At 59.3% G+C, this 25554-nt stretch carries 30 protein-coding genes, 1 tRNA gene and 2 riboswitches; of the genes, 16 read left to right on the top strand and 15 right to left on the bottom strand.

Features of this window, described 5'->3' with window-relative positions; translation table 11 throughout:
- The first annotated feature begins 9 nt into the window (after positions 1-9).
- Complete coding sequence (locus I8E17_RS07940) at positions 10-483, top strand: isoprenylcysteine carboxylmethyltransferase family protein (protein ID WP_069612248.1); 474 nt, start codon at positions 10-12, stop codon at positions 481-483.
- 22 nt (positions 484-505) lie between these two features.
- Here I8E17_RS07940 and I8E17_RS07945 read toward each other — a convergent pair whose 3' ends face one another.
- Entirely contained in the window at positions 506-895 is a 390-nt protein-coding gene (locus tag I8E17_RS07945) for a MerR family DNA-binding transcriptional regulator (protein WP_069612249.1), read from the bottom strand.
- 445 nt (positions 896-1340) lie between these two features.
- On the opposite strand from I8E17_RS07945, the gene I8E17_RS07950 reads away from it, so the two are divergent.
- Complete coding sequence (locus I8E17_RS07950; RefSeq protein WP_069612250.1) at positions 1341-1835, top strand: peptide deformylase; 495 nt, start codon at positions 1341-1343, stop codon at positions 1833-1835.
- A gap of 60 nt (positions 1836-1895) precedes the next feature.
- Here the strand turns inward: I8E17_RS07950 and I8E17_RS07955 are convergent, their stop codons facing one another.
- Both I8E17_RS07955 and I8E17_RS07960 read right to left on the bottom strand, forming a co-directional pair.
- Complete coding sequence (locus I8E17_RS07955; RefSeq protein WP_083258154.1) at positions 1896-2432, bottom strand: hypothetical protein; 537 nt, start codon at positions 2430-2432, stop codon at positions 1896-1898.
- A gap of 402 nt (positions 2433-2834) precedes the next feature.
- Positions 2835-3152: a hypothetical protein gene (locus I8E17_RS07960; RefSeq protein ID WP_069612252.1), complete on the bottom strand. Its 318-nt coding sequence runs from the start codon at positions 3150-3152 to the stop codon at positions 2835-2837.
- 578 nt (positions 3153-3730) lie between these two features.
- Between I8E17_RS07960 and I8E17_RS07965 the strand changes: the two genes are divergently transcribed.
- Positions 3731-3895, top strand: a complete 165-nt coding sequence (locus I8E17_RS07965; RefSeq protein ID WP_162711810.1) for a hypothetical protein — start codon at positions 3731-3733, stop codon at positions 3893-3895.
- Between the two features lie 104 nt (positions 3896-3999).
- On the opposite strand, the gene lipB is transcribed toward I8E17_RS07965, so the two are convergent.
- Positions 4000-4716 carry a lipoyl(octanoyl) transferase LipB gene (lipB, locus tag I8E17_RS07970; RefSeq protein WP_069612304.1) on the bottom strand — a complete coding sequence of 239 codons (717 nt, stop codon included), beginning with the start codon at positions 4714-4716 and terminating at the stop codon, positions 4000-4002.
- Between the two features lie 239 nt (positions 4717-4955).
- On the opposite strand from lipB, the gene I8E17_RS07975 reads away from it, so the two are divergent.
- From I8E17_RS07975 to I8E17_RS07985, 3 genes are all read left to right on the top strand, one after another.
- Positions 4956-5040: transfer RNA gene (locus I8E17_RS07975), tRNA-Leu, on the top strand.
- A gap of 294 nt (positions 5041-5334) precedes the next feature.
- On the top strand, positions 5335-5550 hold the full coding sequence (locus tag I8E17_RS07980; protein WP_015339986.1) for a hypothetical protein: 216 nt from the start codon (positions 5335-5337) through the stop codon (positions 5548-5550).
- Between the two features lie 76 nt (positions 5551-5626).
- A complete protein-coding gene (locus I8E17_RS07985) occupies positions 5627-5821 on the top strand; it encodes a hypothetical protein (protein WP_069612253.1) in 195 nt (64 codons plus the stop codon).
- Between the two features lie 144 nt (positions 5822-5965).
- Here I8E17_RS07985 and I8E17_RS07990 read toward each other — a convergent pair whose 3' ends face one another.
- Positions 5966-6388, bottom strand: a complete 423-nt coding sequence (locus I8E17_RS07990) for a helix-turn-helix transcriptional regulator (protein WP_069612305.1) — start codon at positions 6386-6388, stop codon at positions 5966-5968.
- Positions 6389-6606: 218 nt separating this feature from the next.
- Between I8E17_RS07990 and I8E17_RS07995 the strand changes: the two genes are divergently transcribed.
- The 6 genes from I8E17_RS07995 (at position 6607) to sugE (ending at position 12747) form a co-directional block, all read left to right on the top strand.
- Entirely contained in the window at positions 6607-7542 is a 936-nt protein-coding gene (locus tag I8E17_RS07995) for a DMT family transporter (protein ID WP_083258155.1), read from the top strand.
- A gap of 81 nt (positions 7543-7623) precedes the next feature.
- Entirely contained in the window at positions 7624-9633 is a 2010-nt protein-coding gene (locus I8E17_RS08000) for an acetyl/propionyl/methylcrotonyl-CoA carboxylase subunit alpha (RefSeq protein ID WP_219510718.1), read from the top strand.
- A 163-nt stretch (positions 9634-9796) separates the two neighbouring features.
- Entirely contained in the window at positions 9797-10924 is a 1128-nt protein-coding gene (locus I8E17_RS08005; RefSeq protein ID WP_069612255.1) for an S-(hydroxymethyl)glutathione dehydrogenase/class III alcohol dehydrogenase, read from the top strand.
- A gap of 74 nt (positions 10925-10998) precedes the next feature.
- Entirely contained in the window at positions 10999-11466 is a 468-nt protein-coding gene (locus tag I8E17_RS08010) for a YaiI/YqxD family protein (RefSeq protein WP_069612256.1), read from the top strand.
- A complete protein-coding gene (gene fghA, locus I8E17_RS08015) occupies positions 11463-12299 on the top strand; it encodes an S-formylglutathione hydrolase (protein ID WP_069612257.1) in 837 nt (278 codons plus the stop codon). Before I8E17_RS08010 ends, fghA begins: the two co-directional genes overlap by 4 nt.
- A 133-nt stretch (positions 12300-12432) precedes the next feature.
- Positions 12433-12747, top strand: a complete 315-nt coding sequence (sugE, locus tag I8E17_RS08020; protein ID WP_069612258.1) for a quaternary ammonium compound efflux SMR transporter SugE — start codon at positions 12433-12435, stop codon at positions 12745-12747.
- 11 nt (positions 12748-12758) lie between these two features.
- Here the strand turns inward: sugE and I8E17_RS08025 are convergent, their stop codons facing one another.
- From I8E17_RS08025 to I8E17_RS08060, 8 genes are all read right to left on the bottom strand, one after another.
- On the bottom strand, positions 12759-13145 hold the full coding sequence (locus I8E17_RS08025; protein WP_069612259.1) for a DoxX family protein: 387 nt from the start codon (positions 13143-13145) through the stop codon (positions 12759-12761).
- A gap of 137 nt (positions 13146-13282) precedes the next feature.
- Positions 13283-13675 carry a DoxX family protein gene (locus I8E17_RS08030; protein ID WP_069612260.1) on the bottom strand — a complete coding sequence of 131 codons (393 nt, stop codon included), beginning with the start codon at positions 13673-13675 and terminating at the stop codon, positions 13283-13285.
- Positions 13676-13798: 123 nt separating this feature from the next.
- A complete protein-coding gene (locus I8E17_RS08035; protein WP_069612261.1) occupies positions 13799-15331 on the bottom strand; it encodes an acyl-CoA carboxylase subunit beta in 1533 nt (510 codons plus the stop codon).
- Positions 15332-15393: 62 nt separating this feature from the next.
- The gene (locus tag I8E17_RS08040) at positions 15394-15864 is read right to left on the bottom strand and encodes a hypothetical protein (protein WP_069612262.1); all 471 of its coding nucleotides are present in this window, start codon (positions 15862-15864) and stop codon (positions 15394-15396) included.
- 69 nt (positions 15865-15933) lie between these two features.
- Positions 15934-16719: an ATP12 family chaperone protein gene (locus tag I8E17_RS08045; protein ID WP_069612263.1), complete on the bottom strand. Its 786-nt coding sequence runs from the start codon at positions 16717-16719 to the stop codon at positions 15934-15936.
- Positions 16720-16728: 9 nt separating this feature from the next.
- Complete coding sequence (locus I8E17_RS08050; protein WP_069612264.1) at positions 16729-17382, bottom strand: HAD-IA family hydrolase; 654 nt, start codon at positions 17380-17382, stop codon at positions 16729-16731.
- On the bottom strand, positions 17379-18377 hold the full coding sequence (locus tag I8E17_RS08055; RefSeq protein ID WP_069612265.1) for an RluA family pseudouridine synthase: 999 nt from the start codon (positions 18375-18377) through the stop codon (positions 17379-17381). The genes I8E17_RS08050 and I8E17_RS08055 overlap by 4 nt, the downstream gene beginning before the upstream one ends.
- Positions 18378-18560: 183 nt before the next feature.
- Positions 18561-19094, bottom strand: a complete 534-nt coding sequence (locus I8E17_RS08060) for a copper chaperone PCu(A)C (protein ID WP_219510715.1) — start codon at positions 19092-19094, stop codon at positions 18561-18563.
- 168 nt (positions 19095-19262) lie between these two features.
- Positions 19263-19346: riboswitch (glycine riboswitch) on the top strand.
- A gap of 3 nt (positions 19347-19349) precedes the next feature.
- A riboswitch (glycine riboswitch) is annotated at positions 19350-19427 on the top strand.
- A 71-nt stretch (positions 19428-19498) separates the two neighbouring features.
- Here I8E17_RS08060 and gcvT point away from each other — a divergent pair.
- The 4 genes from gcvT to I8E17_RS08080 all read left to right on the top strand — a co-directional run bounded on the left by gcvT (position 19499) and on the right by I8E17_RS08080 (position 24296).
- Positions 19499-20635, top strand: a complete 1137-nt coding sequence (gcvT, locus tag I8E17_RS08065) for a glycine cleavage system aminomethyltransferase GcvT (RefSeq protein WP_069612267.1) — start codon at positions 19499-19501, stop codon at positions 20633-20635.
- Between the two features lie 25 nt (positions 20636-20660).
- Positions 20661-21023, top strand: coding sequence for a glycine cleavage system protein GcvH (gene gcvH, locus I8E17_RS08070; RefSeq protein WP_069612268.1), 363 nt, complete (start codon positions 20661-20663; stop codon positions 21021-21023).
- Positions 21023-23887 (top strand): aminomethyl-transferring glycine dehydrogenase, encoded by a 2865-nt coding sequence (gene gcvP / locus I8E17_RS08075; RefSeq protein WP_219510713.1) that lies wholly within the window; start codon positions 21023-21025, stop codon positions 23885-23887. Before gcvH ends, gcvP begins: the two co-directional genes overlap by 1 nt.
- A 148-nt stretch (positions 23888-24035) precedes the next feature.
- Positions 24036-24296: an addiction module antidote protein gene (locus I8E17_RS08080; RefSeq protein ID WP_069612270.1), complete on the top strand. Its 261-nt coding sequence runs from the start codon at positions 24036-24038 to the stop codon at positions 24294-24296.
- 26 nt (positions 24297-24322) lie between these two features.
- On the opposite strand, the gene I8E17_RS08085 is transcribed toward I8E17_RS08080, so the two are convergent.
- Both I8E17_RS08085 and sufA read right to left on the bottom strand, forming a co-directional pair.
- On the bottom strand, positions 24323-25015 hold the full coding sequence (locus I8E17_RS08085) for a transporter (RefSeq protein ID WP_069612271.1): 693 nt from the start codon (positions 25013-25015) through the stop codon (positions 24323-24325).
- 128 nt (positions 25016-25143) lie between these two features.
- Positions 25144-25533: a Fe-S cluster assembly scaffold SufA gene (gene sufA / locus I8E17_RS08090; protein WP_069612272.1), complete on the bottom strand. Its 390-nt coding sequence runs from the start codon at positions 25531-25533 to the stop codon at positions 25144-25146.
- Positions 25534-25554: the final 21 nt, after the last annotated feature.

Here is a 25554-nt window from a genome sequence, read left to right on the forward strand (position 1 = left end):
GATTATTCTATGAATGCCTATCGTTCGAAGTCGCTGAGTTTTCCGTGGCCGCCGCTCCTCTATAGCCTCGCCGTCATGGCGGCGCTGTATCTGCAGCGGGTGTATCCCTTGCCATTGCCATTTCTGTGGGCGCTTGTTTCTTGGGTGTTTGGCGCGCTTCTGACCGCCTTCGCCGTGACGCTGAACGTCTGGGCCGTCAAGACGCTCCTAGAGCGCCGCACGACCGTTCTGACGCAGCGCTGCACGGCGCATCTGGTGACGACTGGCCCCTTTCGCTTCACCCGCAACCCGACCTATCTCGGCTATACCTTGCAGACCGCGGGCCTCGGCCTGCTGATCGGCAATCTCTGGTTCCTGGCGATGGCGGCCGTGGCGGCTGCCTTGACGACATTGCTCGTCATTCGTTGTGAAGAGATGCATCTCCTCTCGCGATTCGGCTGTGAATTCGAATTCTATTGCAAGCGGACGCGCCGCTGGCTCTGACAAGCTGATGGCCTGGTCGCGATCACGTCCCGACGCCAATTTCGGCGAGACGTCCAAGGCAAGCTTCCTCGACATTGTCGAGTTCGCTCAGCGTATCGTCGATATCCTTGCGCTTCTGGCGCAGCTCATCGCGCTTTTCATCGACGCGCTTCATCAGCAGCTTCAGCTGGCCGATTTCACCCGGAGGCTCTTTGTAGACCTGAATGATCTCGCGAATCTCGGCAATGGTGAAGCCGATGCGGCGGCCGCGCAGGATTTCCATGATCAGACGCCGGTCGGCCGGACGGAATAGGCGCGTGCGGCCTCTGCGCTCTGGGTGGATGAGACCCTCGTCCTCGTAGAACCTCAAGGTCCGGGTCGAAACCCCGAATTCCCGAGTGAGCTCCGTTATGCTATAGTATCCGTCGACCAAGAATCCGCCCCTATCTGCTGTCCATGATAATATTGACTTTTACGTAATAGTCAATTTTCACGAGTTGCAGTCAGGTCCCGACCCGCCAGTGCCGCCCAAAATCACAGGCTCGCAAGCCCCGACAGCGCAAAATTCCTCGTAAATTCGACGGGAACGGTCATAAATGCAGAGGACGCCTCAGCCATTCGATGCACGAATCATGCGATGGAGGTTCGAATGGCGGAATGCGGTGATTGCATCTTCAACAATGGCAGACGTCATTCGGCTAGAAGGCCTCCGGCTCGCCCGGCGTGCCTTATTGGGCTCGATTGAAATCGATGTAAAGCAAGTGGATGATGGAAAAAGCTTATAGGGAAAGCGCAGCCATCGGGATGGTGGCATTGCGCCTACCTTCCCCTTATTCTGGCAGCCTCCTACCTACGTCTTCCATCGGATAGAGAGCACCATGTCCCCTCGCCCCATTATCCGCTTTCCCGATCCGCTATTACGAACCGCCTGCGCTGCTGTCACCGCCTTCGACGATGATCTGCGAGCGCTCGTCACCGATCTGCTGGATACGATGCGGGCTGCGCCCGGCGTCGGCATCACAGGCCCGCATATCGGTGTCCTCAAGCGCGTCGTCGTGATCGAACTCAGCCGCGAGGACGGCGTGCGCACCTATATCAATCCGGAAATCCTATGGTCGTCGCCGGACACCATGCGGCATACGGAGGGCAGCGTTTCCATGCCCGGAGTGACGGAAGAGGTCGTCAGGCCGAAATCGATCCGCTTTCGCTATTGGGATGTCGCTGGCGAGGCCCATGAAGCGGAGGCACACGACTTTCTGGCCATCTGCATCCAGCACGAGATCGACCAGCTGGACGGCATTTTCTGGCTGCAGCGGCTTTCCAAGCTCAAGCGCGATCGGCTTGTCAAAAAATGGGAAAAGATGCGGGCTTGATGTCCATAAAAGGAAACGGGCGCCCAAAGGCGCCCGCTCCGTAATCGCTTGGCTTCGCAATCAGCCCTTGAGCTTGGAATTGCAGAGGCTGTAGTAGCCGCCGCCCTTCTGAATCCACTTCAGACCGCCGAGCGAATTGCTGGTCTTGGCGGCGTTGTATGCATCGACGCAGGTGTGGAAGCGGGCTTTGCCGGGCGTCTCGGTAGCATATTTGGGGTCGACCTTTGCCGGGAAGGTTACGCCAGCCGGCGCAGCCGTCGTCGGCTTTGCCGGTTCGGCTGCCGGCGGCTTCGTCGCGTCGGGCTCGCTGGCATCGACCTTGGCAGCCGCAGTGGTCTTCGCCGGCTTGGCAGGCGTCGTAGCCGCTGGTGCGGTCGCTGCGGGAGCGGTGGTCGTAGTGGCGCTGGCGTCCGCACTGCACTGCGTTGCGCGGAAGTCATTCCACTTCTGGCCGTTCAAGGTACCAGCGGTCTTGGCCGCCTGGTATTTGGCGCTGCACTCTTTCATGGTTAGCGCAGAAGCCGAAGAAGCGAGGCCCATCGAGCCTACAACTGTGAGAGACGCAAGAGACATCAACAGGATGGCACGACTTGTCATTGGCATATCCTCCGCTCTATGACGAATGTCGAAACTATTAATCGTATCGTCCATATCGATTGTCAATCGACGCGCGATCTGGGGGCGACGGAGGACACCATATGCGGACGAACATGAACGCAAACTGTACAAAAATAGCCCTTAAAAAGAACGGCTTGGCGGAACTGACAATCCTTGATGGCGGTTCGCCGGCGCGCTGAGCTCAGCCGGAGGCAGAAGGAGACCGCAGCCCCGATCTGGCACATTGGCAGGCAGATTCTGCTAGTCGCAGGTCAGCGATGCGCTAGGGCTGCAATAGCCACTCATAACGGGGCGCCGGGCAGGTTGCGGTCGCGAGACTGAAATCCTGGCAATTGCATCGGACGTGAAACTGTTGATCTGCCGTTCTCGCGCCCACCTTTCCTATTGGCACATCAGATAAGCGTGCGGAACGCAGGTGCATGCGTAAGACTGGGTCGGGCACGTCATGTCCTGCAATGTCCGGTCGTCGCAATTGCACGTTACGAAATAGGATGAATTGTTCGGCATCTTCAGAATGCTCGAGGTGGAATAGCCGCTGCCAAGATCCGCGCGCCGATAGCTGAAGCTCGAAGCCGAATTCTGGGCATTCTGGTTACCGCCGGCGGTTTGCGCCATGACCGGCAAGACGGACAGGGTAAGGAGGAGTAGCGCCTTGAAGCCTGTCTTCCAATAACCGGTCACGCCAAAAGCGGCTCTCATTGTCCTTACTCCATTCTGCAGTGTTGTTTGGGAACGAACTCTAATTTTGGAATGTTTCTTCCGTTTCTCCGTCCGTTGCGAAATCTTTCCGCAATTTCCAGCCAAGAGATGGGCGGGACGCCGCCGGCGGCCGCGTCTCGGCACAATGGTTGGGAAAACCCTTATGGCTTGCGTCCGACTCCTCGCCGACAATATCACCACCGCGCGGAGGGAAAAAGTCGTTAGGACCCTATCAAAGACTGACGATGATCACGGTTTCGCGAGGAATAGGAGCGATTGCGGGAGGGATACAACCTATCCTGAAACTTGGACCTTGAAGTACAGACGCATCGCCCTAATTTCATTAGTGCAGTTCCCCTCTCTGTGCCCTGGATGCTCTCCCTTCCAGGGCATTTTTCTTTCGGGGCACTTTTCCTGTCGAGCCGGGCGCGCGGTGAAAACGGACCATCGCACCAAATGATTCGCAACGGCTCCCAAATGGGCGTAAGCTGTCTCCACCGTTGGTTACCGAACCCGTAGGCGCCATCGGCTGAGAGAGACGACGCGCTCTCGCCTGCAGAGGTCAAGGAGTTACCCGCGTGACCTCGTATGACAGCGACAATATCCTGAGCGATCAGAAACTGCATGATCTTCTCAAGGCGGAAGACAGGATCGATCTCTTGGAGAGATCAAAACGGTTCGTCCTGGATGAAACGGAACTGCCCTTGGCTGAGGACGTCGAGGAGCGCTCCTGTGAGCTATAGCAGTTTTCACCGTGAATTCGGACAGGTCGTTTGACCTGTTCTGCTTAGCGCGCCGGAATTCCGCGCAGCATTCTGGATCGCCTTCCGGCGATCACCGATTGGCTTCACGCGTCATTGATCGTTTCGCCGAAGACTTGTTCGAACGCCTCACGGAGGCGGATATCGACATCCGCCATCATAACCGGCAAACCGAGATCGACAAGGCTGGTGACGCCATAGGCCGAGATTCCGCAAGGAATGATGCCTGTGAAGTGCCCGAGATCGGGGTCGACATTCAACGAAAGGCCGTGAAACGTCACCCATTTGCGCACACGGATTCCGAGGGCTGCAATTTTGTCCTCAGCCACGGTGCCGTCAGCCAGAATCGGCTTCTCCGGGCGCCTGACCCATACGCCGACCCGATCTTCCCGCCGCTCGCCACGCACATTCATCGAATCAAGCGTGCGAATGATGACCTCCTCGAGCGCGCCGACGAAGGCGCGGATATCCTGCCGCCGACACTTCAGGTCCAGCATGACATAGGCTACGCGCTGACCAGGACCATGATAGGTGTATTCTCCGCCGCGTCCGGTCGCAAAGACCGGGAATCGATCCGGTTCGATCAGATCGGCGGCATTAGCGCTGGTGCCCGCGGTATAGAGTGGCGGATGCTCGACCAGCCAGACGAGCTCCGGCGCCCGCCCCTCGGCAATCGCGGCCACTTCCGCCTCCATCGTGGCTACGGCCTCCTCATATGGCACGAGGCCATCGCTGATCCGCCAGCGGACGGCCGGCGTGCCTTGGACGGGAAACATTTGGTGAGAAAGTTCGGTGCGAAGCATATGGCAGTCCTTTGCGCGCCGCGCCGGCCGCATATGTGGAAAAGCTGCATGCCGACGGGTTGTCCACATATGGCGCTATTCGGGCGGGAATTCAAACATGTAAGGCGTTTCCGCCGCATCCGGACCAGTTCGATCGGGCGAGCTGTGAAGGAATTTAAAAAAACTGACATATCGCTCTTGTGCCCCCCGAATGCTTTTGCTACATGCAGCCGCGCCGGAGCAATCCGGCCTACCACGATGCGGTCGTGGCGGAATTGGTAGACGCGCAGCGTTGAGGTCGCTGTGGGGCAACCCGTGGAAGTTCGAGTCTTCTCGACCGCACCAAAAGAACCCGGCTTTGGCCGGGTTTTTTGTTTTTGAAACAATATCTAACCAGCGCTTCTTTCAGCATGACATTATCTGACATGCCATCGTCCGCCCGCTGACGACACGCAAACCGATCAAAACGTTGGGAATATGCGGTGCTGCCCCGTTCACCCAAGCAAGTTGCTCACGAAATTTATGCCAAGAGGTAGTTTACCTACCCTGATGGGCCGGAACAGCCGTCGTATTTCCATGGTCACTTGACTTCGCGCTCCTCTCTGGCACCGTGAACTTCTTCAGATATGGGGAAGATGAATGACGCCGGAACGCTTTTCAGAATGCCTTTTGCATATACGCTGGACGCCCATCAATCTGGCGAGCGCGCTGCAATGCGACCTGTCATGGGTGGAGGCGCTGGAAGCTGGAAATGCCAAAGTCCCGGAAGGGTTGGCGGAATGGCTGGAGACCCTAGCGCAATGCCATGAGAAAGCCGGCGTTCCAACCACCTATCGCGGCCGCGGACACGACTGAGATTGAGGGATACGAGCCCGGAGAACGAATGACAGCTCGAAACAGCGGATAACTCATTCCACCGGAGGGATTGGAGATGAATGATGATTTTCGCTTGAAGCTTATCAAAATCAGAGGCGAAAAGATCGCCCATCGCAACGAACTGCTGGCGATGAAGATGCAGGGTGCAAGTACCAAAGGGGCCGGCCAGGATATCGATCTCGACGGCATGATCGCGCGCGAACAGCTCGCGATTGATAATCTCGACGATACAATTGCCCGTCTCAGCTAGAGCAATTCCAAGGAAAAGCGGTAGCGGTTTTCCGTCCCGAATTGAAAGAAAACAAAGAGATGGAGCGGTTCGGGGATTCCATGAAGAGCTGAGCCTCTCAAGAGAAGTTCAGCGCAGCGCCATGAATGTTAACGGTTGCCACGCTCAATGCGCCACATCCTTGCTGAGATTGCGTAGCCTGATCTGATGGTCGAGGCGTTCAAGCTGGTTTGTCGTCGCCTCGATCAGCCGGCCCATCTCCTGATAGGCCGTCCGCAACCGCGAAAGCTCGTTCCTGACAGCTTCCAGCGCGCGCTCGTCGCTGTCTTCTCCCGGCCCATCACCAGATCCCGTCATCAACCATGCCGGAGAAACATCGAAAAGCGCCGACATCTTCGCCAGAGCGGAGGGATTGGGTTCAGCCCGATCGGATTCCCAGGCGAGCATCGTCTCCTCGCTGACGCCTAGCTGTCCGGCCAGCGTTTCGAGACTGATTCCCGCGGCATCGCGCGCCATGGACAAGCGCCCTCCAAGCGTATCACCGCCTTCATCCGAAAAAACGGTCGTCTCTTGTTCTGGTTTGAACATCGGTGCGATCCCTTTCCTGGTTGCGCCGGCAATTTTGTGCCGCGCATTCATGTTTTAGCTGTTTCCAAAGCTCCAGATAGGTCTAAGGGCGTCATCTCGCCATGGCGATCTGTCCCAATTGGAAAAGTCTGATACTTTTCGCTGGCTGTCCGCGAGACTTGCAGCTCGCTCCTGATCGCGCCTTGATTGCATGCTTTTCCTGTGTTTGATGTTCGTGCATGTCCATCTCTCCCGCCGCTTCCACACAGCAAAATCCGCTTAGAGGCATGACGATCATGGCAAGCGCCATGGTCCTGTTGCCGACGATGGATGCAATCGCCAAATACATGGCGAGCTTCGAAGGCATGTCGCCGGGCCAGGTAACCTTCTATCGCTTCTTCTTCCAGATCGTCTGCATGCTGCCGCTGCTGGCGACCGAGGCCGGACGGTCGGCCTTTTCGGCAAAGCGGCCCTGGATGAACCTGCTGCGGGGCGCGTTGCACGGCGCTGCCAGTCTGCTCTTCTTCGCAGCGGTCAAATACATGCCACTTGCCGACGTCTTCGCCATCTATTTCGTTGAACCCTTCATGCTGACGGCGCTTTCTGCTCTTTTCCTTGGCGATAAGGTCGGCTGGCGGCGATGGCTAGCGATCGTTATCGGCTTCGGCGGCGCGATGATCGTCATTCAGCCAAGTTTTGCGATCTTCGGATTGAAAGCGCTGTTGCCGGTCGCCTGTGCATTTCTCTATGCGCTGTATCTTTTCATGAACCGCGCCGTCGGCGAGGCGGATTCGCCACTGACGATGCAGATCATGGCGGGTCTCGGCGGCACCGTCTTCATGGCCGTGGCTCTGCTTGCCGGCTCCTCAGCCGGTACTGCGGATTTGGAGCCGTCCCTGCCCGCCTCGGCACTCGGACTGGCGCTTCTGCTGATTCTCGGTTCGATATCAGGCTATGCCCATATGCTCGTCGTCAGGGCCTTCCGGCTGGCGCCCTTGTCTCTGCTTGCTCCATTCCAATATTTCGAGATCATTTCCGCCACCGTCCTGGGCTACGCGATCTTCGGTGATTTTCCCAATCTTTCCAAATGGATCGGCATTGCGATTATCGTCGGCTCCGGCCTCTTCATGATCTGGCGGGAGCGTATGCAATCGAGATTGGAAAAAACGACGTAGGCGCAAACATGTTGCGCATGGACCGGGCGCGCATTTTATGGCTAAAACACTGACTGAATAGGGTATTTGGGCGGAGATTGCATGTTCAAGAAAATCCTGATCGCCAATCGCGGCGAGATCGCCTGCCGCGTGATCAAGACCGCGCGCCGTATGGGCATCCTGACGGTCGCCGTCTATTCCGATGCCGATCGGGATGCTCTTCATGTCGAAATGGCGGATGAATCCATCCATATCGGCCCTGCGCCCGCAGCCGAAAGCTATCTCGTCGCTGACAAGATCATTGCTGCGTGTAAGCAGACAGGCGCCGAGGCGGTTCATCCAGGCTACGGTTTTCTCTCCGAACGCGCCTCCTTCTGTGCGGCACTGGAGAAGGAAGGCATCGTTTTCATCGGCCCGAAGCCGAAGGCGATCGAAGCCATGGGCGACAAGATCGAATCGAAGAAATTCGCCAGCGCCGCCAAGGTCTCCACCGTGCCGGGTTATCTTGGCATCATCGATGATGCCGATCACGCAGAAGGGATCGCCGCCGAGATCGGCTATCCCGTCATGATCAAGGCCTCCGCCGGCGGCGGCGGCAAGGGCATGCGCATCGCCTGGAGCAAGGACGAGGTGCGCGATGGTTTCGAGCGCGCCCGTTCGGAGGCGAAAAGCTCGTTCGGCGACGACCGCGTCTTCATCGAGAAATTCGTGGTCGACCCCCGGCACATCGAGATCCAGGTGCTGGCCGACGCCTATGGCAACGTCGTTTATCTTGGCGAGCGCGAATGCTCCATCCAGCGCCGGAACCAGAAGGTCGTCGAAGAAGCACCCTCGCCGTTCCTCGATGAAGCAACGCGCAAGGCCATGGGCGAGCAATCCGTGGCGCTTGCGAAAGCCGTCGATTATCAGAGCGCGGGCACGGTCGAATTCATCGTTGATCGCGACAGAAACTTTTATTTCCTCGAAATGAATACCCGCCTGCAGGTCGAGCATCCGGTAACGGAGCTGGTGACCGGCGTCGATCTCGTCGAGCAGATGATCCGCGTTGCAGCCGGCGAGAAACTGCCGTTCAAGCAATCAGATATCAAGCTCGATGGATGGGCGATCGAAAGCCGCCTGTATGCGGAGGATCCCTATCGCAACTTCCTGCCCTCGATCGGCCGTCTGACGCGCTATCGTCCGCCGCGCGAGGGTAACAAGAAGACATCGATCGTGCGCAACGATACCGGCGTCTTCGAAGGCGCCGAAATCTCCATGTATTACGATCCGATGATCGCCAAGCTCTGCACCTGGGCTCCGACGAGGCTGGAGGCGATCGAAGCGATGGGTGAAGCCCTGGATGGCTTCGTCGTCGACGGCATCGAGCACAATATGCCGTTCCTCTCAGCGTTGATGAAACATCCGCGTTGGCGCGAAGGTCGCCTCTCCACGGGCTTCATTGCCGAGGAATATCCTGATGGCTTCGCGCCGGTGACGCCGGACGAGGACCAAACCGCTTTGCTGTCGGCAATCGCCCTTTCCTGCAGCCTCATCGAATCCAACCGCCGTGAACGCTATGGCGACCGGCTGCGTCCGACCGCCGCGCCGCTGCGGGAGAGCTGGGTCGTCAAGCTCGGTGCCGACTATCTGCCTGTGACATTGCTTGAAGGCGTCGTGACCATTCCCTTCGAGATGGACATGCAGATCGGCGCCCAAACCGTAACTGTCGCAACCGACTGGCGTCCCGGCGGCTCGGTGTGGGTCGGCACCATCGACGGCCGCAAGCTGACGGCCCAGATCCGCATCGTCCTCAACGGTCTGCGCATCGATTGGCAAGGTATTTCCGTCCGGGCCAGGGTGTTCACGCCGCGTCAGGCCGAGCTCGACAAGCTGATGCCCGTCAAATCGCCGCCGGATACGTCGAAGCTGCTGCTCTGCCCCATGCCGGGCCTGGTCGTGGCGATTGCCGTTGCCGAGGGACAGGAAGTCAAGGCGGGCGAAACGCTGGCCATCGTCGAAGCGATGAAGATGGAAAATGTCCTGCGCGCCGAACGCGATCTGGTCATCGGCAAGATCAACGCCAAGCCGGGCGAAAGCCTCGCCGTTGACGCCGTGATCATGGAATTCGCATGATCGAGAAGTTTCGCCATCGCGGCCATATGGAAAAAGCTGCGTGGCGATTGCTCGGCTAAAACATGATAATTGCGACGCTAAGTGTCTGATTTTGGCTTGAGCCACCCCGTGCGCCCATGCCAATGTCGCGCGGACCAAATCATAAGCAGGAAGGGATGAGATCATGGACGTAAGAGCAGCGGTCGCGGTTGCGGCTGGCAAGCCGCTTGAGGTGATGACGGTTCAGCTCGAAGGCCCCAAGGCCGGCGAAGTGCTGATCGAGGTCAAGGCGACCGGCATCTGCCATACCGATGATTTCACCCTGTCCGGCGCCGATCCGGAAGGCCTGTTTCCGGCAATCCTCGGCCATGAGGGTGCCGGCATCGTCGTCGATGTCGGCCCGGGAGTGACCTCGGTGAAGAAGGGCGATCACGTCATTCCGCTCTATACGCCCGAATGCCGCGAATGCCCGTCGTGCCTCTCGCGCAAGACCAATCTCTGCACCGCGATTCGCTCGACCCAGGGCCAGGGCCTGATGCCGGACGGCACCTCGCGCTTCTCGATCGGCAAGGACAAGATCCATCACTATATGGGCTGCTCGACCTTCGCCAATTATACCGTGCTGCCGGAGATCGCCGTCGCCAAGGTCAATCCCGACGCTCCCTTCGACAAGATCTGCTATATCGGCTGCGGCGTCACCACAGGCATCGGTGCGGTCATCAACACCGCCAAGGTGGAGATGGGCGCAACGGCAATCGTCTTCGGTCTCGGCGGCATCGGTTTGAACGTCATCCAGGGCTTGCGGCTTGCCGGCGCCGACATGATCATCGGCGTCGATCTCAACAATGACAAGAAGGCCTGGGGCGAGCGCTTCGGCATGACGCATTTCGTCAATCCGAAGGAGGTCGGTGACGACATCGTGCCCTACCTTGTCAACATGACGAAGCGCGGGGCCGACCAGATCGGCGGGGCCGACTATACCTTCGACTGCACCGGCAACACGAAGGTGATGCGTCAGGCGCTGGAAGCTTCCCATCGCGGCTGGGGCAAGTCGGTCGTCATCGGCGTGGCCGGTGCTGGCCAGGAGATTTCGACGCGTCCGTTCCAGCTGGTGACGGGCCGCTCGTGGATGGGAACGGCCTTCGGCGGCGCGCGTGGCCGCACCGATGTTCCGAAGATCGTCGACTGGTACATGGAGGGCAAGATTGAGATCGATCCGATGATCACTCACACTATGCCGCTCGACGACATCAACAAGGGCTTCGAGCTCATGCATTCGGGTGAAAGCATCCGCAGCGTCGTGCTCTACTGAGGCAGAAAGCCACTCGACTGAACGTATGCGGCGCATGAGAAATGCGCCGCATATAATTGAAAAGATTTGACATCATGATTTATGTCGATGCCGACGCCTGCCCGGTAAAGCCGGAGATTCTGAAGGTTGCCGAACGCCACGGCATCGAGGTGACCTTCGTCGCCAATTCGGGATTGCGCCCGTCGCGGGACTCGATGGTGCACAACGTCATCGTCTCCAACGCCTTTGACGCTGCCGACAACTGGATCGCGGAGCATGCTGGCGCCGGCGATATCGTCGTCACTGCGGATGTACCGCTTGCCGGCCGCTGCGTTGCGACCGGAGCTCTGGTGACGGGACCAACCGGCCGTATCTTCGACAAGACCAATATCGGCATGGCAACGGCCATGCGCGATCTCGGCGCACATCTTCGCGAAACCGGCGAAAGCAAGGGCTATAATGCCGCCTTCTCGCCGCGCAACCGCTCCGCCTTCCTCGAAACCTTCGACCGGCTTTGCCGGCGTGCCAAAGCACATCAATCATCGCCTGGAGACCAGTCTTGAACATCATTTCCCAGAACACGGCCTTCGGCGGCATGCAGGGCGTCTTTTCGCACGAGTCAGAAGCCTGCAAATGCGACATGACCTTTGCCGTCTTCGTGCCACCGCAGGCGATCAAGGAGCCTCGCCCGGTTCTCTGGTATCTTTCCGGCCTCACCTGCACTCATGCCAATGTCATGGAAAAGGGCGAATATCGCCGCATGGCCGCCGAGCTCGGCCTGATCATCGTCTGCCCGGACACCAGCCCGCGCGGCAACGACGTGCCGGACGAATTGACCAATTGGCAGATGGGCAAAGGCGCCGGCTTCTATCTCGACGCCACCGAGACGCCCTGGGCCGAAAACTATCAGATGTACAGCTACATCACCGAGGAACTGCCTGCGATCATATCGAAGCAATTCCGCGCCGATATGAGCCGCCAGGGCATCTTCGGCCATTCCATGGGCGGCCACGGCGCCATGACGATCGCATTGAAGAATCCGGAGCGCTTCAAGAGCTGCTCCGCCTTCGCGCCGATCGTGCAGCCGTCGACGGCCGATTGGTCGGCACCTGCGCTGGAGAAATATTTGGGAAGCGACAAGGCTGCATGGCGCCGCTATGACGCCTGCGCGCTCGTCGAAGACGGCGCCCGCTTCCCCGAATTCCTGATCGATCAGGGAAAAGCCGACAGCTTCCTCGAAAACGGACTGCGCCCCTGGCTGTTCGAAGATGAGATCAAGGGAACCGGTATCGGCCTGACGCTGCGCATGCACGAGCGTTACGACCACTCCTACTACTTTATCTCAACCTTTATGGACGATCACCTAAAGTGGCATGCCGAACGGCTGAAGAAGTAAAGGTAGTACCATCGCCTTGAAATAAGCAGCCGACAAATGCATATAGGAAATGCGCAGACGACTGCGGCGGCCGGCAACCAAACCGGCCGTAGACATCGCGGGGACGGCCTCGCTCTTAACAAAGGAGCGAAACATGGCTTGGTTCCTGCTTTTCCTCGCAGGCTTGTTCGAAATTGGCTGGGCCGTCGGGCTGAAATATACCGATGGGTTCACGCGGCCGATGCCGACAGTCCTCACCGTCATCTCCATGGTCATCAGCGTCGTGCTGCTTGGTTTGGCCGTAAAAACCTTGCCGATGGGTACGGCCTATGCGGTTTGGACCGGCATCGGCACCGTCGGTACGGTTCTGCTCGGCATATGGCTGCTCGGTGATCCCGCGACCCCTCTGCGGCTGCTCTGCATTGGCTTCATCGTGGCCGGTATAGCCGGCCTGAAGCTTGCTGCTTGAGACCGCGGCGGTCATCGGCGCTGGCGATTGTCCAGCGCCCAGCTTCCCGGTCCGGCAAACACCAGAAACAGGAAGATGAAGCAGAATAAGATCGCTCCGTCTCCCTGATTGTTGGCCGGAAAGAAATCGATCGGCATGTGGACCATGAAATAGGCGATTGCCATTTCACCGCTCAGGAGAAAGGCGATCGGCCGCGTGAAAAGCCCGAGCAGGATCAGGACACTGCCCACGAGCTCGATGATCCCAGCCACGAAGAACAGCGTCGTGATCTCGTAAGGCGCGGGCGGAAAGCCGAAAACCTTTTGCGTGCCGTGCTCGATGAACAGCAACGCAGTCACGATTCGCAAAATAGCAAGGGCAGCAGGCTGATGGCGCGACAAGCGCTCGGGAAATGACATGTGGATCTCCGTTCGATAGGGGACGCGAAGGAGATCCTGTCAAAAGTGCTCTCGCTTCGCTGACAACGGAATGAACACGCGAGAGATGAATTTATTCGCCGGACCCGACGATCAGCCGAGCCCGACGAAAAGGCTGGTTACTTCTTGCTGTTGTCGATGGCCAGCAGGCCCGGGCCTGCGAAGATCAGGAACAGGAAGATGAAGCAATAGAGGATCGCTGCGTCACCGCCGTTGTTGGCCGGGAAGAAATTCTTCGGATAATGCGCCATGAAATAGGCGACCGCCATGTTGCCGCACAGAATGAACGCGACCGGACGGGTAAAGAAGCCGACGATTGTCGCCAATCCGCCAACGATTTCGATGATGCCCTGAACCAGAAGCAGGGTCGGCAGCGGGCTTGGAAATTGACCGCCGGCCGGAAAGCCAACGAGCTTCTGCAGACCATGTTCGATGAACAATACACCGGTGACGATACGCAGCACGGTAAGAGCATAGGGCTGATATTGATTCAGCCGATCGGAAAGCGCCATGTTAAACTCCAGTTTTAACTCCCCCACGGCGAAGCAATAGTGCGCACGACCGGGAACGTGAAAACACGGCTTCTAACGTCAGATCAATTCTCCGTGTGATATCCGTGACTTGTTGTCACGGACTCAAAGCGGGATGTTGTCGTGCTTCTTCCAGGGATTGGTCAGGTCCTTGTTGCGCAACATTCTAAGCCCCTGCGCCAGCCGGCGCCGGGTCGAGCGCGGCATGATCACTTCGTCGATGTAACCGCGCTCCGCGGCAACGAAGGGCGATAGAAAGCGGTCCTCATACATCTTGGTGTGGGCCGCGATCTTCTCGGGATCGACTATATCCTTGCGGAAGATGATCTCGACGGCGCCCTTGGCGCCCATAACGGCGATTTGCGCCGTCGGCCAGGCATAGTTGAGATCGCCACGCAGGTGCTTGGAGGCCATGACGTCATAGGCGCCGCCGAAGGCCTTGCGAGTGATGACCGTCAGTTTCGGCACAGTCGCTTCGGCATAGGCGAAGAGCAGCTTGGCGCCATGCTTGATCAGCCCGCCATATTCTTGCGCCGTACCCGGCAGGAAGCCCGGCACGTCGACGAAGGTGACGATCGGGATATTGAAGCAATCGCAGAAGCGCACGAAGCGCGCCGCCTTTCGTGACGCATCGCTGTCGAGAACGCCGGCAAGCACCATCGGCTGATTGGCGACGAAGCCGATGGTGGCACCCTCGATGCGGCCGAAACCGCAGACGATGTTCTTGGCGAAGCTCTCCTGGATTTCGAAGAAGTCGCCCTCGTCCGCTACCTTCAGGATCAGCTCCTTGATGTCGTAGGGCTTGTTTGCGTTGGCCGGAATCAGCGTATCGAGCGAGTTATCCGGCTCGGTCACCGACTGATAGCACTCGATCTCGGGCACGTCAGCGGTATTGGACTGCGGCAGGAAATCGATGAGACGGCGCACCTGCAAGAGCGTATCGACATCATTGTCGTAGGCTGCGTCGGCGATCGAGGATTTCGTCGTGTGCACCGAAGCGCCGCCGAGCTGTTCCGAGGTCACCGTCTCGTTGGTGACGGTCTTCACCACATCCGGCCCGGTGACGAACATGTAGGAGGTGTCCCGCACCATGAAGATGAAATCGGTCATGGCCGGAGAATAGACATCGCCGCCGGCACAAGGCCCCATGATAATCGAGATTTGCGGGATGACGCCGGAGGCCAGCACATTGCGCTGGAATACCTCGGCATAACCGCCAAGCGCGGCCACGCCTTCCTGAATGCGGGCGCCGCCGGCGTCATAGATCCCGATGATCGGCGCCCGGTTCTTCAGCGCCATATCCTGTACCTTGGTGATCTTTTCTGCATGTGCTTCTGAAAGAGACCCGCCGAAGACCGTGAAATCCTTGGCAAAAATGAAGACGGTGCGGCCGTTGACCGTGCCCCAGCCGGTCACCACGCCATCGCCGGCAATCTTGCTCTTGTCCATGCCGAAATCGGTCGAGCGATGCTCGACGAACATGTCGAACTCTTCGAAGGAGCCCTCGTCAAGGAAGATATCGATACGCTCACGCGCCGTCAGCTTGCCACGTGCATGCTGCGCATCTATGCGGACCTGCCCGCCACCTAGCCTTGCGATCCCGCGACGACGTTCCAGTTCCTGCAGGATTTCCTTCATGCGGTCCTCTCTCCCTCGTCGCCTTGCCTTAGCATGGCGCCGATTCAGTTTGAAGCTTCCCTTCAATTCGCCAGCCGAGGCGTGTTCAGCGAAAAGATGGAACGAACCCGCGCGGCGATGTCTTCGGCCATCAGCTCATCTGCGGTGGCAGGATCAGGTGCGACAGTTCTGATCTCGAACGATGCCATGGCAATCACAGAGCCGCCGTCGGCCGCCGCGGCATCGATATTGATCTTGGCGCTGCTGCGGTCCCGATTGAAGCCGCGCGCCTTCCGAACGTCGCTCAGTCGGACGGTGATGGCAACCTGTGGCAATTGCGGATTGAAGCTTGTCGCGGCGATCGCGGCGTTGACACGATCATTGACGGCCGTGACCAGCGCTGGCGATACCGGTGGCAAAGCCTGATCGGCTATAACGGTTGCGCTGCGCACGGCATAAGTTGGAGGCGGAGGATCGACGGACCAGCTCGAACATGCGGCCAGTACCAGACATCCCACGAGCGCCGGTACGGCTCTCGTCCTCAACAACAACATGATCCCTGCCCCGACCTTCGAATTTGCAAGATATGCAGACCGATATAAAGGACTGGAAATCAACAATATTCAACTGCGCAGCGCAGAAAAAACCTCAGTTGCGGCCTGAAACTCTTCAAAACGTTGTGCACGACGCTGTTCGGCCTCTTCGTCGCTGCCCCAATGCTCGATCGTCCAATCCTCGTCGAGATGTGCGAGCGACCAGACGTCGACCAGCGGCAGGAATCCTTTGGCGAAGGCCAGCGCAAGGATTGCCGAACCGGTCAGCGTCGTGACCGTGTGCAGGCTCGCAAGCTCCATCGGTGTGTCGAACTTGCGCAAAGCGGCGGAGAAGGCTGCGATGGCTTCGACAGGCTGCTCCTGATGCATGACGCCTTCCGCCAGAATGAAGCGGGCGCCGAGATCGCGCGCTGCCCATTCGATCACCGGATTCCAGCGTTCCGACTGCCGTTCGACGAGCCGTTCCGGCCCGTCGGCGCGATAGCAGAGCAGATCGCTGCCCGAGAAGCGGACAATTTCGTCGAATACAGCCTGGCTTTCCGTCGCAACGCCGTCGATGGCCGTGTTGACGAGACGCGTTACCGGCATGGTGGCGGGATCGATCACGTCGACTTGGCGTGCCCATTCGGCAGCCACCAGTCTGGCAAGCGCTTCCGTCGGCAGGGCCAGGGAATGCCGCGCCGGCGTCTTCACCACCTTGCCATCGAGAGCGATAGCATGGCCGTCCTCATCCTTGCTGATTGTCACATCCTTGTAGAAGCGCTTGGGCAACGGCTTCTTCATCTGGATCTGCGCACGGCGGATCGGGTCGGGATGGCTAAGACCTTCGGAAAGATCGTTCAACAGGTCGCGCATGGCGTCACCTCAGAGAATATGGCTCAACAAGTCGTTCGGATGGTGGGCGATAGTATCGGCGCCGGCGGCCAGCAGCTCTTCGACGGAGGCGTAGCCCCAGGCGACGCCGATGGCAGTCGCACCCGCCGCCTTCGCCATCTGCATATCGTAGATCGCATCGCCGATCACGATCGTATCATGCGGATCCATGCCGGTTTCGTCGCAGCATTCCGTCACCATCGCCGGATGCGGCTTCGACGGGCAATCATCAGCAGTGCGCGAGACAATGAAATAGGGCGTGAACTCGTTGACCTCAAGAATATGGGTCAAACCGCGGCGGGATTTACCCGTCACCGCGCCGATCAGCAGTTCGTCGCGGGCGGCAAGCGTCTCGATGAGCGGCTTGATGCCGTCGAAGAGTGGCGTCTGCATGTCCGCCTCGTCTCGCACCTCCGGAAAGATCGACTTATAATGCGCCGTCATGGCAATCGCTTCGTCGTCGACATGGGGCTTGCCCTGCAGGCGGGCAATGGCGATATCGAGCGTCAGGCCGATGATCGATTTCGTCGCGGAAACATCGGGACGCTTATAGCCGAAGGCCACGAAGGTGCGCGCCATGACCTCATGGATCAGCCGCGCGCTGTCGACCAGCGTGCCGTCGCAATCGAAAAGTACCAGCTTCATTCGTCGTCCGGCTCCCCCGCCGATGCCTCGTCGAAACCGAGAAGATTCCATGTCTGCACCATATGCGGCGGCAGAGGAGCGGTGACGCGCAGGCGCCCGCCGCTCGGATGCGGGATATCGATGTGGCGCGCGTGCAGATGCAGGCGCTTCTGGACACCCCCCGGAAAATCCCAGTTCGGATCGTCCTCGAAATATTTCGGATCGCCGATGATCGGATGGCCGATATGCAGCGCATGGACGCGCAGCTGATGAGTACGCCCGGTGTAGGGTTCCATTTCAAGCCAAGCGAGCCGCTGGGCCGCCGTTTCGACGACGCGGTAGTAGGACACGGCATGATCGGCGCCTTCCTCTCCATGCTTGGCGATGCGCATGCGATCGCCATCCGGCGTCGCTTCCTTCACCAGCCAGGTGGAGATCTTGTCCTCATGCTTGCGCGGCACACCCTTGACCAGCGACCAATAGGTTTTCTTGGTATCGCGTTCGCGGAAGGCTGCCGTGAGCTTCTGCGCCGCACCGCGCGTGCGGGCAATGACGAGAACGCCTGAGGTATCGCGATCGAGGCGATGCACGAGGCGCGGCTTTTCGCCCTTCTGGTTCGTCCAGGCCTCCAGCATCTTGTCGATGTGGCGGCTGACGCCGGAGCCACCCTGCACGGCCAGACCCGCCGGCTTGTTCAGCACATAGACTTTGTCGTCTTCGTGCAACAGCATGCGTGCCAAGAGCTCGGCATCGCCGGAATGCTTCAATTCCTTGCCGGCGATCGGGCCGCTTTTCGTAGCCTTGGCATCGACGTCGAGCGGCGGCACTCGCACCATCTGCCCCGGCTGCACGCGGGCATCCGTCTTGACGCGGCCGCCATCGACGCGCACCTGGCCGGAGCGCATCAGTTTCTGCAATTGCCCGAAGCCGAGCCCTGGAAAATGCACCTTGAACCAGCGGTCGAGGCGCATGCCGGCCTCGTCAGGCTCGACCTTAATATGCTCAATCCCGGCCATTCTTCTTCTTTCAAATACGCAGCATGTTCCGGACATTGCCAAACCGCGTTCGGCGGGATCATGCAAATTCAAACAACGGGACGATCAGTCCCGCAGCCGGAGATTTCCGGCCTTTTGACGTGGCTTTAGAGCATTTCGAGGAAAAGTGGAAACCGGAATTATACGGCAGGATAATTTTCTGGCTCAGCTTCCCTTGGCCGGGACGACCGGCAGATTGATGTCGATCATGCCTGCCTTGTCGAACATCAGCATCACGGGCACCGTGCCACCCTGCTTGAAAGGCGTCTTCACCTGCTTGAACATCATGTGCATCGTATTCGGCGCGAGCGTCACGGTCGCGCCGGCGGGGATGGCGATACCGCCTTTCATCTCGCGCATCTTCATGATCTCGCCTTCCATCTTCATCTCGTGAAGCTCCACCCTGCCGGCGGATGAAGAGGTCACGGAGGCGAGCTTGTCGTCGGTCTTGCCGGTATTGTGGATGGTAATATAGCCGCCACCGACCGGCTGGCCGGGAAGCATGGCGCGAACATAACCACCACTGATATCGAGATCGCCGAGCTTAGCGGCGGCCGAACCCGAAGGTGCCCCACCCGCATCCATGTGCATACCGGGCATGGATTTCATCGCGCCGCTGTCCTCGGCCATCGCTCCACCGAGGGGAAGCGAAAATGCGCAAATCGAAATCAACAATGCGGCGGCGTGGTTGCGGTTCATGTTCATCTCCTGCCCGGCTCCTCAATCGATGAGAAGGGATAGCCTCTCCCATCCCTGTTGCAAAGGCCCGTATTCATTAGGAAACGCAGGATTGATCGGCGCGACAAAAATTTGTTCAGCGGCGACATTTGCCCCTTGCCATCTTGGGCCGGGACCGGATAATGGCTCTCAACCCTGTTGGGAGAATCCGGCGCAAGCCGGTGCCGAAGGAGCAACCGCCCCGGAAACTCTCAGGCCAAAGGACCAGCAAGGGGCAGACGGAACTCTGGAGAGAAGCGCGCAAGCGTTCGCCGAAGGGATAACAATCTCAGGCAAACAGACAGAGGGGGCTCATCGTCAGGCGCTACCGCGCCGAAAGTGTGAGCTCTGCGCTTCGAAACGAGCGCAAAACCCGGAGGCGTCATTTGGACGAGACCGCTGCCCTCAAGACCACCCCACTTCATGCCCTGCATGTATCCCTAGGCGCCCGCATGGTGCCATTTGCAGGCTACGATATGCCCGTACAATATGCGCCCGGCGTGCTGAAGGAACATCTCTGGACACGATCTTCCGCCGGCCTGTTCGACGTGTCGCATATGGGTCAGGTGACGATCCGCGCCCGTTCCGGCAAATATGAGGATGCGGCATTGGCATTGGAAAGCCTGGTGCCGGTCGATATTCTCGGCCTTGCTGAAAATCGCCAGCGCTATGGCTTCTTCACCGATGACAAGGGCGGCATTCTCGATGATCTGATGATCACCCATATGGACGACTATCTTTTCGTCGTCGTCAACGCCGCCTGCAAAGAGCAGGATTTCAAGCATCTTCAAGAGCATATCGGCGATAGCTGCGAAGTTACATTACTCGATCGCGCTCTCATTGCCCTGCAGGGACCGCGCGCCGTCGACGTGCTTGCCGAGCTCTGGGCCGACATCGCCTACATGAAGTTCATGGACGTGCGCCATTGTCGCCTCCACGATGTCTCCTGCCTTGTCTCGCGCTCCGGCTATAGCGGCGAAGACGGTTTCGAGATCTCCGTACCATCAGACAAGGCCGAGGATATCGCCAAGCGGCTGCTGGAGCACCCGGACGTCCAGCCGATCGGCCTCGGCGCCCGTGACTCGCTGCGCCTTGAGGCGGGCCTCTGCCTCTACGGCAACGACATCGACCAGACGACCACCCCGATCGAAGGCGCGCTGGAATGGGCAATCCAAAGGGCTCGCAAGACCGGCGGCGCGCGCGCCGGCGGCTTTCCGGGAGCATCCCGCATTCTCGGTGAACTCGATAGCGGCACTACGCGTCGGCGCGTCGGCCTGAAACCGGAGGGCAAGGCGCCGGTGCGCGGTCACTCCAAACTTTATGCCGACGCCGAAGGCAAGACGGAAATCGGCGAAGTTACCTCGGGCGGTTTTGGCCCGAGCGTCGAATCCCCGGTTGCCATGGGCTATGTACCGACCGAATTCACCGCTCCGGGCACCACCGTCTACGCTGAAGTGCGTGGCAAATATCTGCCTGTTGCCGTCAGCAGCCTGCCTTTCATCAAACCAACCTACAAACGTTGAACGTCTTTTCCAGAGAGGATTATCCATGCTGAAATTCACCGAAGAACATGAATGGCTGAAGGTCGAAGGCGATGTCGCAACGGTCGGCATCACGGCCCATGCCGCCGAACAGCTCGGCGATCTCGTTTTCGTTGAGTTGCCCGAGGTCGGCGCCAGCTTCTCGAAGGGAGCCGACGCGGCAACCGTTGAATCCGTCAAGGCGGCTTCCGAAGTCTATTGTCCGCTCGACGGAGAAATCACCGAAATCAACGAAGCCATCACCGCCGATCCGGCTCTCGTCAATTCCGACCCGATGGGCGCTGGCTGGTTCTTCAAGCTGAAGCTGAGGAATATCGGCGATCTCGATGGTCTTCTTGATGAATCCGGTTACAAGGAGCTGATCGGATAATGACGACGCCTACGGAATTCACGTTCACCGATTACCAGCCATACGATTTCGCCAATCGCCGCCATATCGGCCCGTCTCCCTCCGAGATGGCCGATATGCTCAAGGTGATCGGCTACAAGAGCCTCGACGGCCTGATCGACGCGACACTGCCACCGGCAATCCGGCAGAAGGCGCCGCTCGCCTGGGGCGCTCCGATGACGGAGCGCGAGGCGCTCGACAGGCTGCGCGAGACCGCCAATAAGAACAAGGTTCTCGTTTCGCTCATCGGCCAGGGTTATTACGGCACGATCACGCCACCGGTCATCCAGCGCAACATCCTGGAAAATCCGGCCTGGTACACGGCTTACACGCCTTACCAGCCAGAAATCAGCCAGGGCCGTCTCGAGGCGCTGCTGAACTACCAGACGATGATCAGTGACCTCACCGGTCTCGATGTCGCCAACGCCTCCTTGCTCGATGAAGCGACGGCCGCAGCCGAAGGCATGGCAATGGCAGAACGCGTCGCAAAATCGAAGGCTAAGGCCTTCTTCGTCGATGCCGAATGCCATCCCCAGACCATCGCGCTGATCAGAACCCGAGCCGAGCCGCTCGGCTGGACCGTCATCGTCGGCAATCCCTTCACCGACCTCGATCCGGTCGATGTCTTTGGCGCGATCTTTCAGTATCCGGGCACGCATGGTCATATCAACGACTTCAGCGGTCTGATCGCCCGCCTGCATCAGACCGGCGCCATCGCCATCATGGCGACCGATCTTCTGGCATTGACCCTGCTGAAATCTCCGGGGGAAATGGGGGCGGATATCGCCATCGGCTCCTCGCAGCGCTTCGGCGTTCCCGCCGGCTACGGCGGGCCGCATGCCGCGTTTATGGCCGTGAAGGACGATTACAAGCGCTCTATGCCGGGCCGTCTCGTCGGCGTTTCCATCGATGCGCGCGGCAATCGCGCCTATCGCCTGTCGCTGCAGACCCGCGAACAGCACATCCGCCGCGAAAAAGCGACGTCGAACATCTGCACCGCGCAGGTGCTGCTCGCCGTCATGGCCTCCATGTATGCGGTCTTCCACGGTCCGCAGGGCCTGAAGGCGATCGCCCAACAGGTCCACCAGAAGGCCGTGCTGATGGCCAAGGGGCTGGAAAAGCTCGGCTATACCGTCGAGCCGGAGACCTTCTTCGATACGATCACTGTCGAAGTCGGCCACATGCAAGGCCTCATCCTGCGCGCAGCCGTCGCCGAAGGCGTCAACCTGCGCAAGGTCGGCGAAACGAAGATCGGCCTCAGCCTTGACGAGCGTACGCGCCCGGCAACGGTGGAAGCCGTCTGGCGCGCATTCGGCGGCGATTTCCGCATCGCCGATTTCGAGCCGTCCTATCGCCTGCCGAAGAGCCTGCTGCGCACCAGCGAATACCTCTCGCATCCGATCTTCCACATGAACCGCGCCGAAAGCGAGATGACGCGCTACATCCGCCGTCTCTCCGACCGCGATTTGGCGCTCGACCGCTCGATGATCCCGCTCGGCTCCTGCACCATGAAGCTGAACGCGACTGCGGAAATGCTGCCGATCACCTGGCCGGAATTTTCGGATATCCATCCGTTCGTCCCGGCCGATCAGGCGCTCGGCTACCGCGAGATGATCGACGACCTGACGGAAAAGCTCTGCGCCGTAACAGGCTATGACGCCTTCTCCATGCAGCCGAATTCCGGTGCGCAGGGCGAATATGCCGGCCTCCTGACCATCCGTAACTATCACATTGCCAATGGCCAGGGTCATCGCGATATCTGCCTCATTCCGACCTCCGCCCACGGCACCAACCCGGCCTCGGCGCAGATGGCCGGCATGAAGGTCGTGGTCGTCAAGGTCAGCGACGATGGCGATATCGACATGGCCGATTTCCGCGCCAAGACCGAGCAATATGCCGACAACCTCTCCTGCTGCATGATCACCTACCCTTCGACGCACGGCGTGTTCGAGGAGACGGTGAAGGAGATCTGCGATCTCGTGCACAAGCATGGCGGTCAGGTCTATCTCGATGGCGCCAACATGAACGCCATGGTCGGTCTTTCGCGCCCAGGCGATATCGGCTCCGATGTCAGCCACTTGAATCTGCACAAGACCTTCTGCATCCCGCATGGCGGCGGCGGTCCCGGCATGGGCCCGATCGGCGTCAAGGCGCATCTGGCGCCTCACCTGCCCGGCCATCCGGAAACGGACGGCCGCAGCGGCGCGGTTTCGGCGGCAGCCTTCGGTTCGGCCTCGATTCTGCCGATCTCCTGGAGCTATTGCCTGATGATGGGCGGCGAAGGCCTGACGCAGGCGACCAAGGTGGCGATCCTCAACGCCAACTACATCGCTGCCCGGCTCAAGGGTGCCTATGACGTGCTCTACAAGTCCAAGGATGGACGCGTGGCGCATGAATGCATCATCGATACCCGCCCATTGGCCGCAAGCGCCGGCGTGACGGTCGATGATATCGCGAAGCGTCTGATCGATTGCGGCTTCCATGCGCCGACCATGAGCTGGCCGGTTGCCGGTACGCTGATGATCGAGCCGACCGAATCGGAAACGAAGGCCGAGCTCGACCGCTTCTGCGAGGCAATGCTGGCAATCCGCGAGGAAGCCCGCGCCATCGAAGACGGCCGGATGGACAAGACCAACAATCCGTTGAAGAACGCACCGCACACGGTGGAGGACCTCGTCGGCGAGTGGGATCGCCCTTATTCCCGCGAACAGGCCTGCTTCCCGCCCGGTGCCTTCCGCGTGGACAAATACTGGTCTCCGGTCAATCGCATCGACAACGTCTATGGCGATCGCAACCTGATCTGCACCTGCCCGCCGCTGGAATCCTACGCCGAGGCCGCAGAATAGGATTTTTTGCAAAAAAGCGAAGCAGTTCAGTCGCTTCGCTGGAAACAGACATAAATCTATTGTGAAACTTGTCTATGAAAGCGCCGCGCGTCCGACAGGATGCGCGGCGTTTTTGATGACGCATAGTGGGGCCTTGGAAATCAGATTTATGCCGGAACGATTCGACGTGGACAATCCCGACAGCTACATCGCCGCCGCCTTCGAAACCGACGATCCCGCCTCGATCGCCAAGGCTTTAGGTGAAGTGGCGCGAACCCGCAACATGAGCAAGCTTGCCAAGGACGTCGGCATGAACCGCTCGGCGCTCTATCGCGCGCTCAGTGGTGACGGCAATCCGGAATTCGCAACGATCCTCAAGGTCGTCAGGGCGTTGGGGCTCAAGCTGACGCCGGTATCGGCCGCAAACTAGGAATTCGCTTCCCCAATCCCGGATCGCTAACCGATCGCCTCTTCGAGCAGAAGCAGCACGAGAAAGCCCGCAAAGAACATCGCCGTCACCCAGGGGCGATCGGATGTTTCATGAGCTTCAACCAGCAGTTCCTCAGTAACGAGATAAAGGAGCGCGATCAGACCGAACGCGAAAAACCCTGTGAGAATCGGACCAGGCAACGAACCAATCGGCGCTCCAAGCAGGGCGCCGATCGGCAGTAGCAGCGCAAGCGCCGCTGTAATCGCAACGATCTTTGCGCGAGAACGAACGCTGTCGCCAAGCTCATTCGCCACCGTCAAGCCAAGAAACAGTACCTCGATCGTCAGGGCGATCGTCAGCAGCAAGCCAACTTTCGGGCCGGCGGCAAACCCAATGCCGAGCACGAGGCCATCGATCAAGATATCGATACCGATGGCGGTCAGCAGGCCAACCGGTCCTTTGGCCCAGTTTTCCAATTGCCTGACCAGCAGCATTACGCCGACACCAATCGCGCCGCCAATGACTGTTGCAAAGGGATAGCCGCGATGCATGACATCAGGCAGAATTTCGCCGGCGGCGGCCGCAAACACGACGCCGGCGGCAAAATGCTGGATGGCGCTGACAAGATTGGGCCCGGGCCGCGTATTCACGGCAACTGCGGCGCCCGCGATCGCAGCGCCTGCCGGGATCAGTGTGTAAACCCATGCCGCAGCCACCATAGGTTCCCCTCGCGCGCTATGTCGACTTTATCGGGCTCAGCCGGTCAGCCAAGGGGCAACGGTAAAACCCTCGGCCTCCATCGATCAAAGCACGAAACGCAGCGACGCGAAATGTGGTGAGATGCGCTTTAAGCGGGTTGCGCGGCCTGTCGCTGAGCAGCAAGGGCAGCAAGATCGGCAGGCTTCAATTCGACGGATTCGCCGCAACCGCAAGCCGACGTCTGGTTCGGATTGGTGAAAATGAAGCCCGAGCGCAGCGTTGTCGTCTCGAAGCCCATTTCCGTGCCGAGCAGATAAAGCACCGCCGACGGCTCGACCCAGACCTTTGCACCATCACGCTCGATCAGGTCGTCCTTCGGGTTCGGCTCGGTGACAAGATCGATGGTATATTCCATGCCGGCGCAGCCGCCCTTCTTGATGCCGACGCGAACGCCCTTGGCATCAGGGCCGGAATTTCCGACTATCGCCTTGACGCGGTCTGCTGCCGCATCCGTCATGCTCATGACTGCAAAGCCCATGGGCTCATTCTCCTTCCACAT

This window comes from Rhizobium sp. AB2/73 (assembly GCF_020871915.1).
GTDB classification, from domain to species: domain Bacteria; phylum Pseudomonadota; class Alphaproteobacteria; order Rhizobiales; family Rhizobiaceae; genus Rhizobium; species Rhizobium dioscoreae.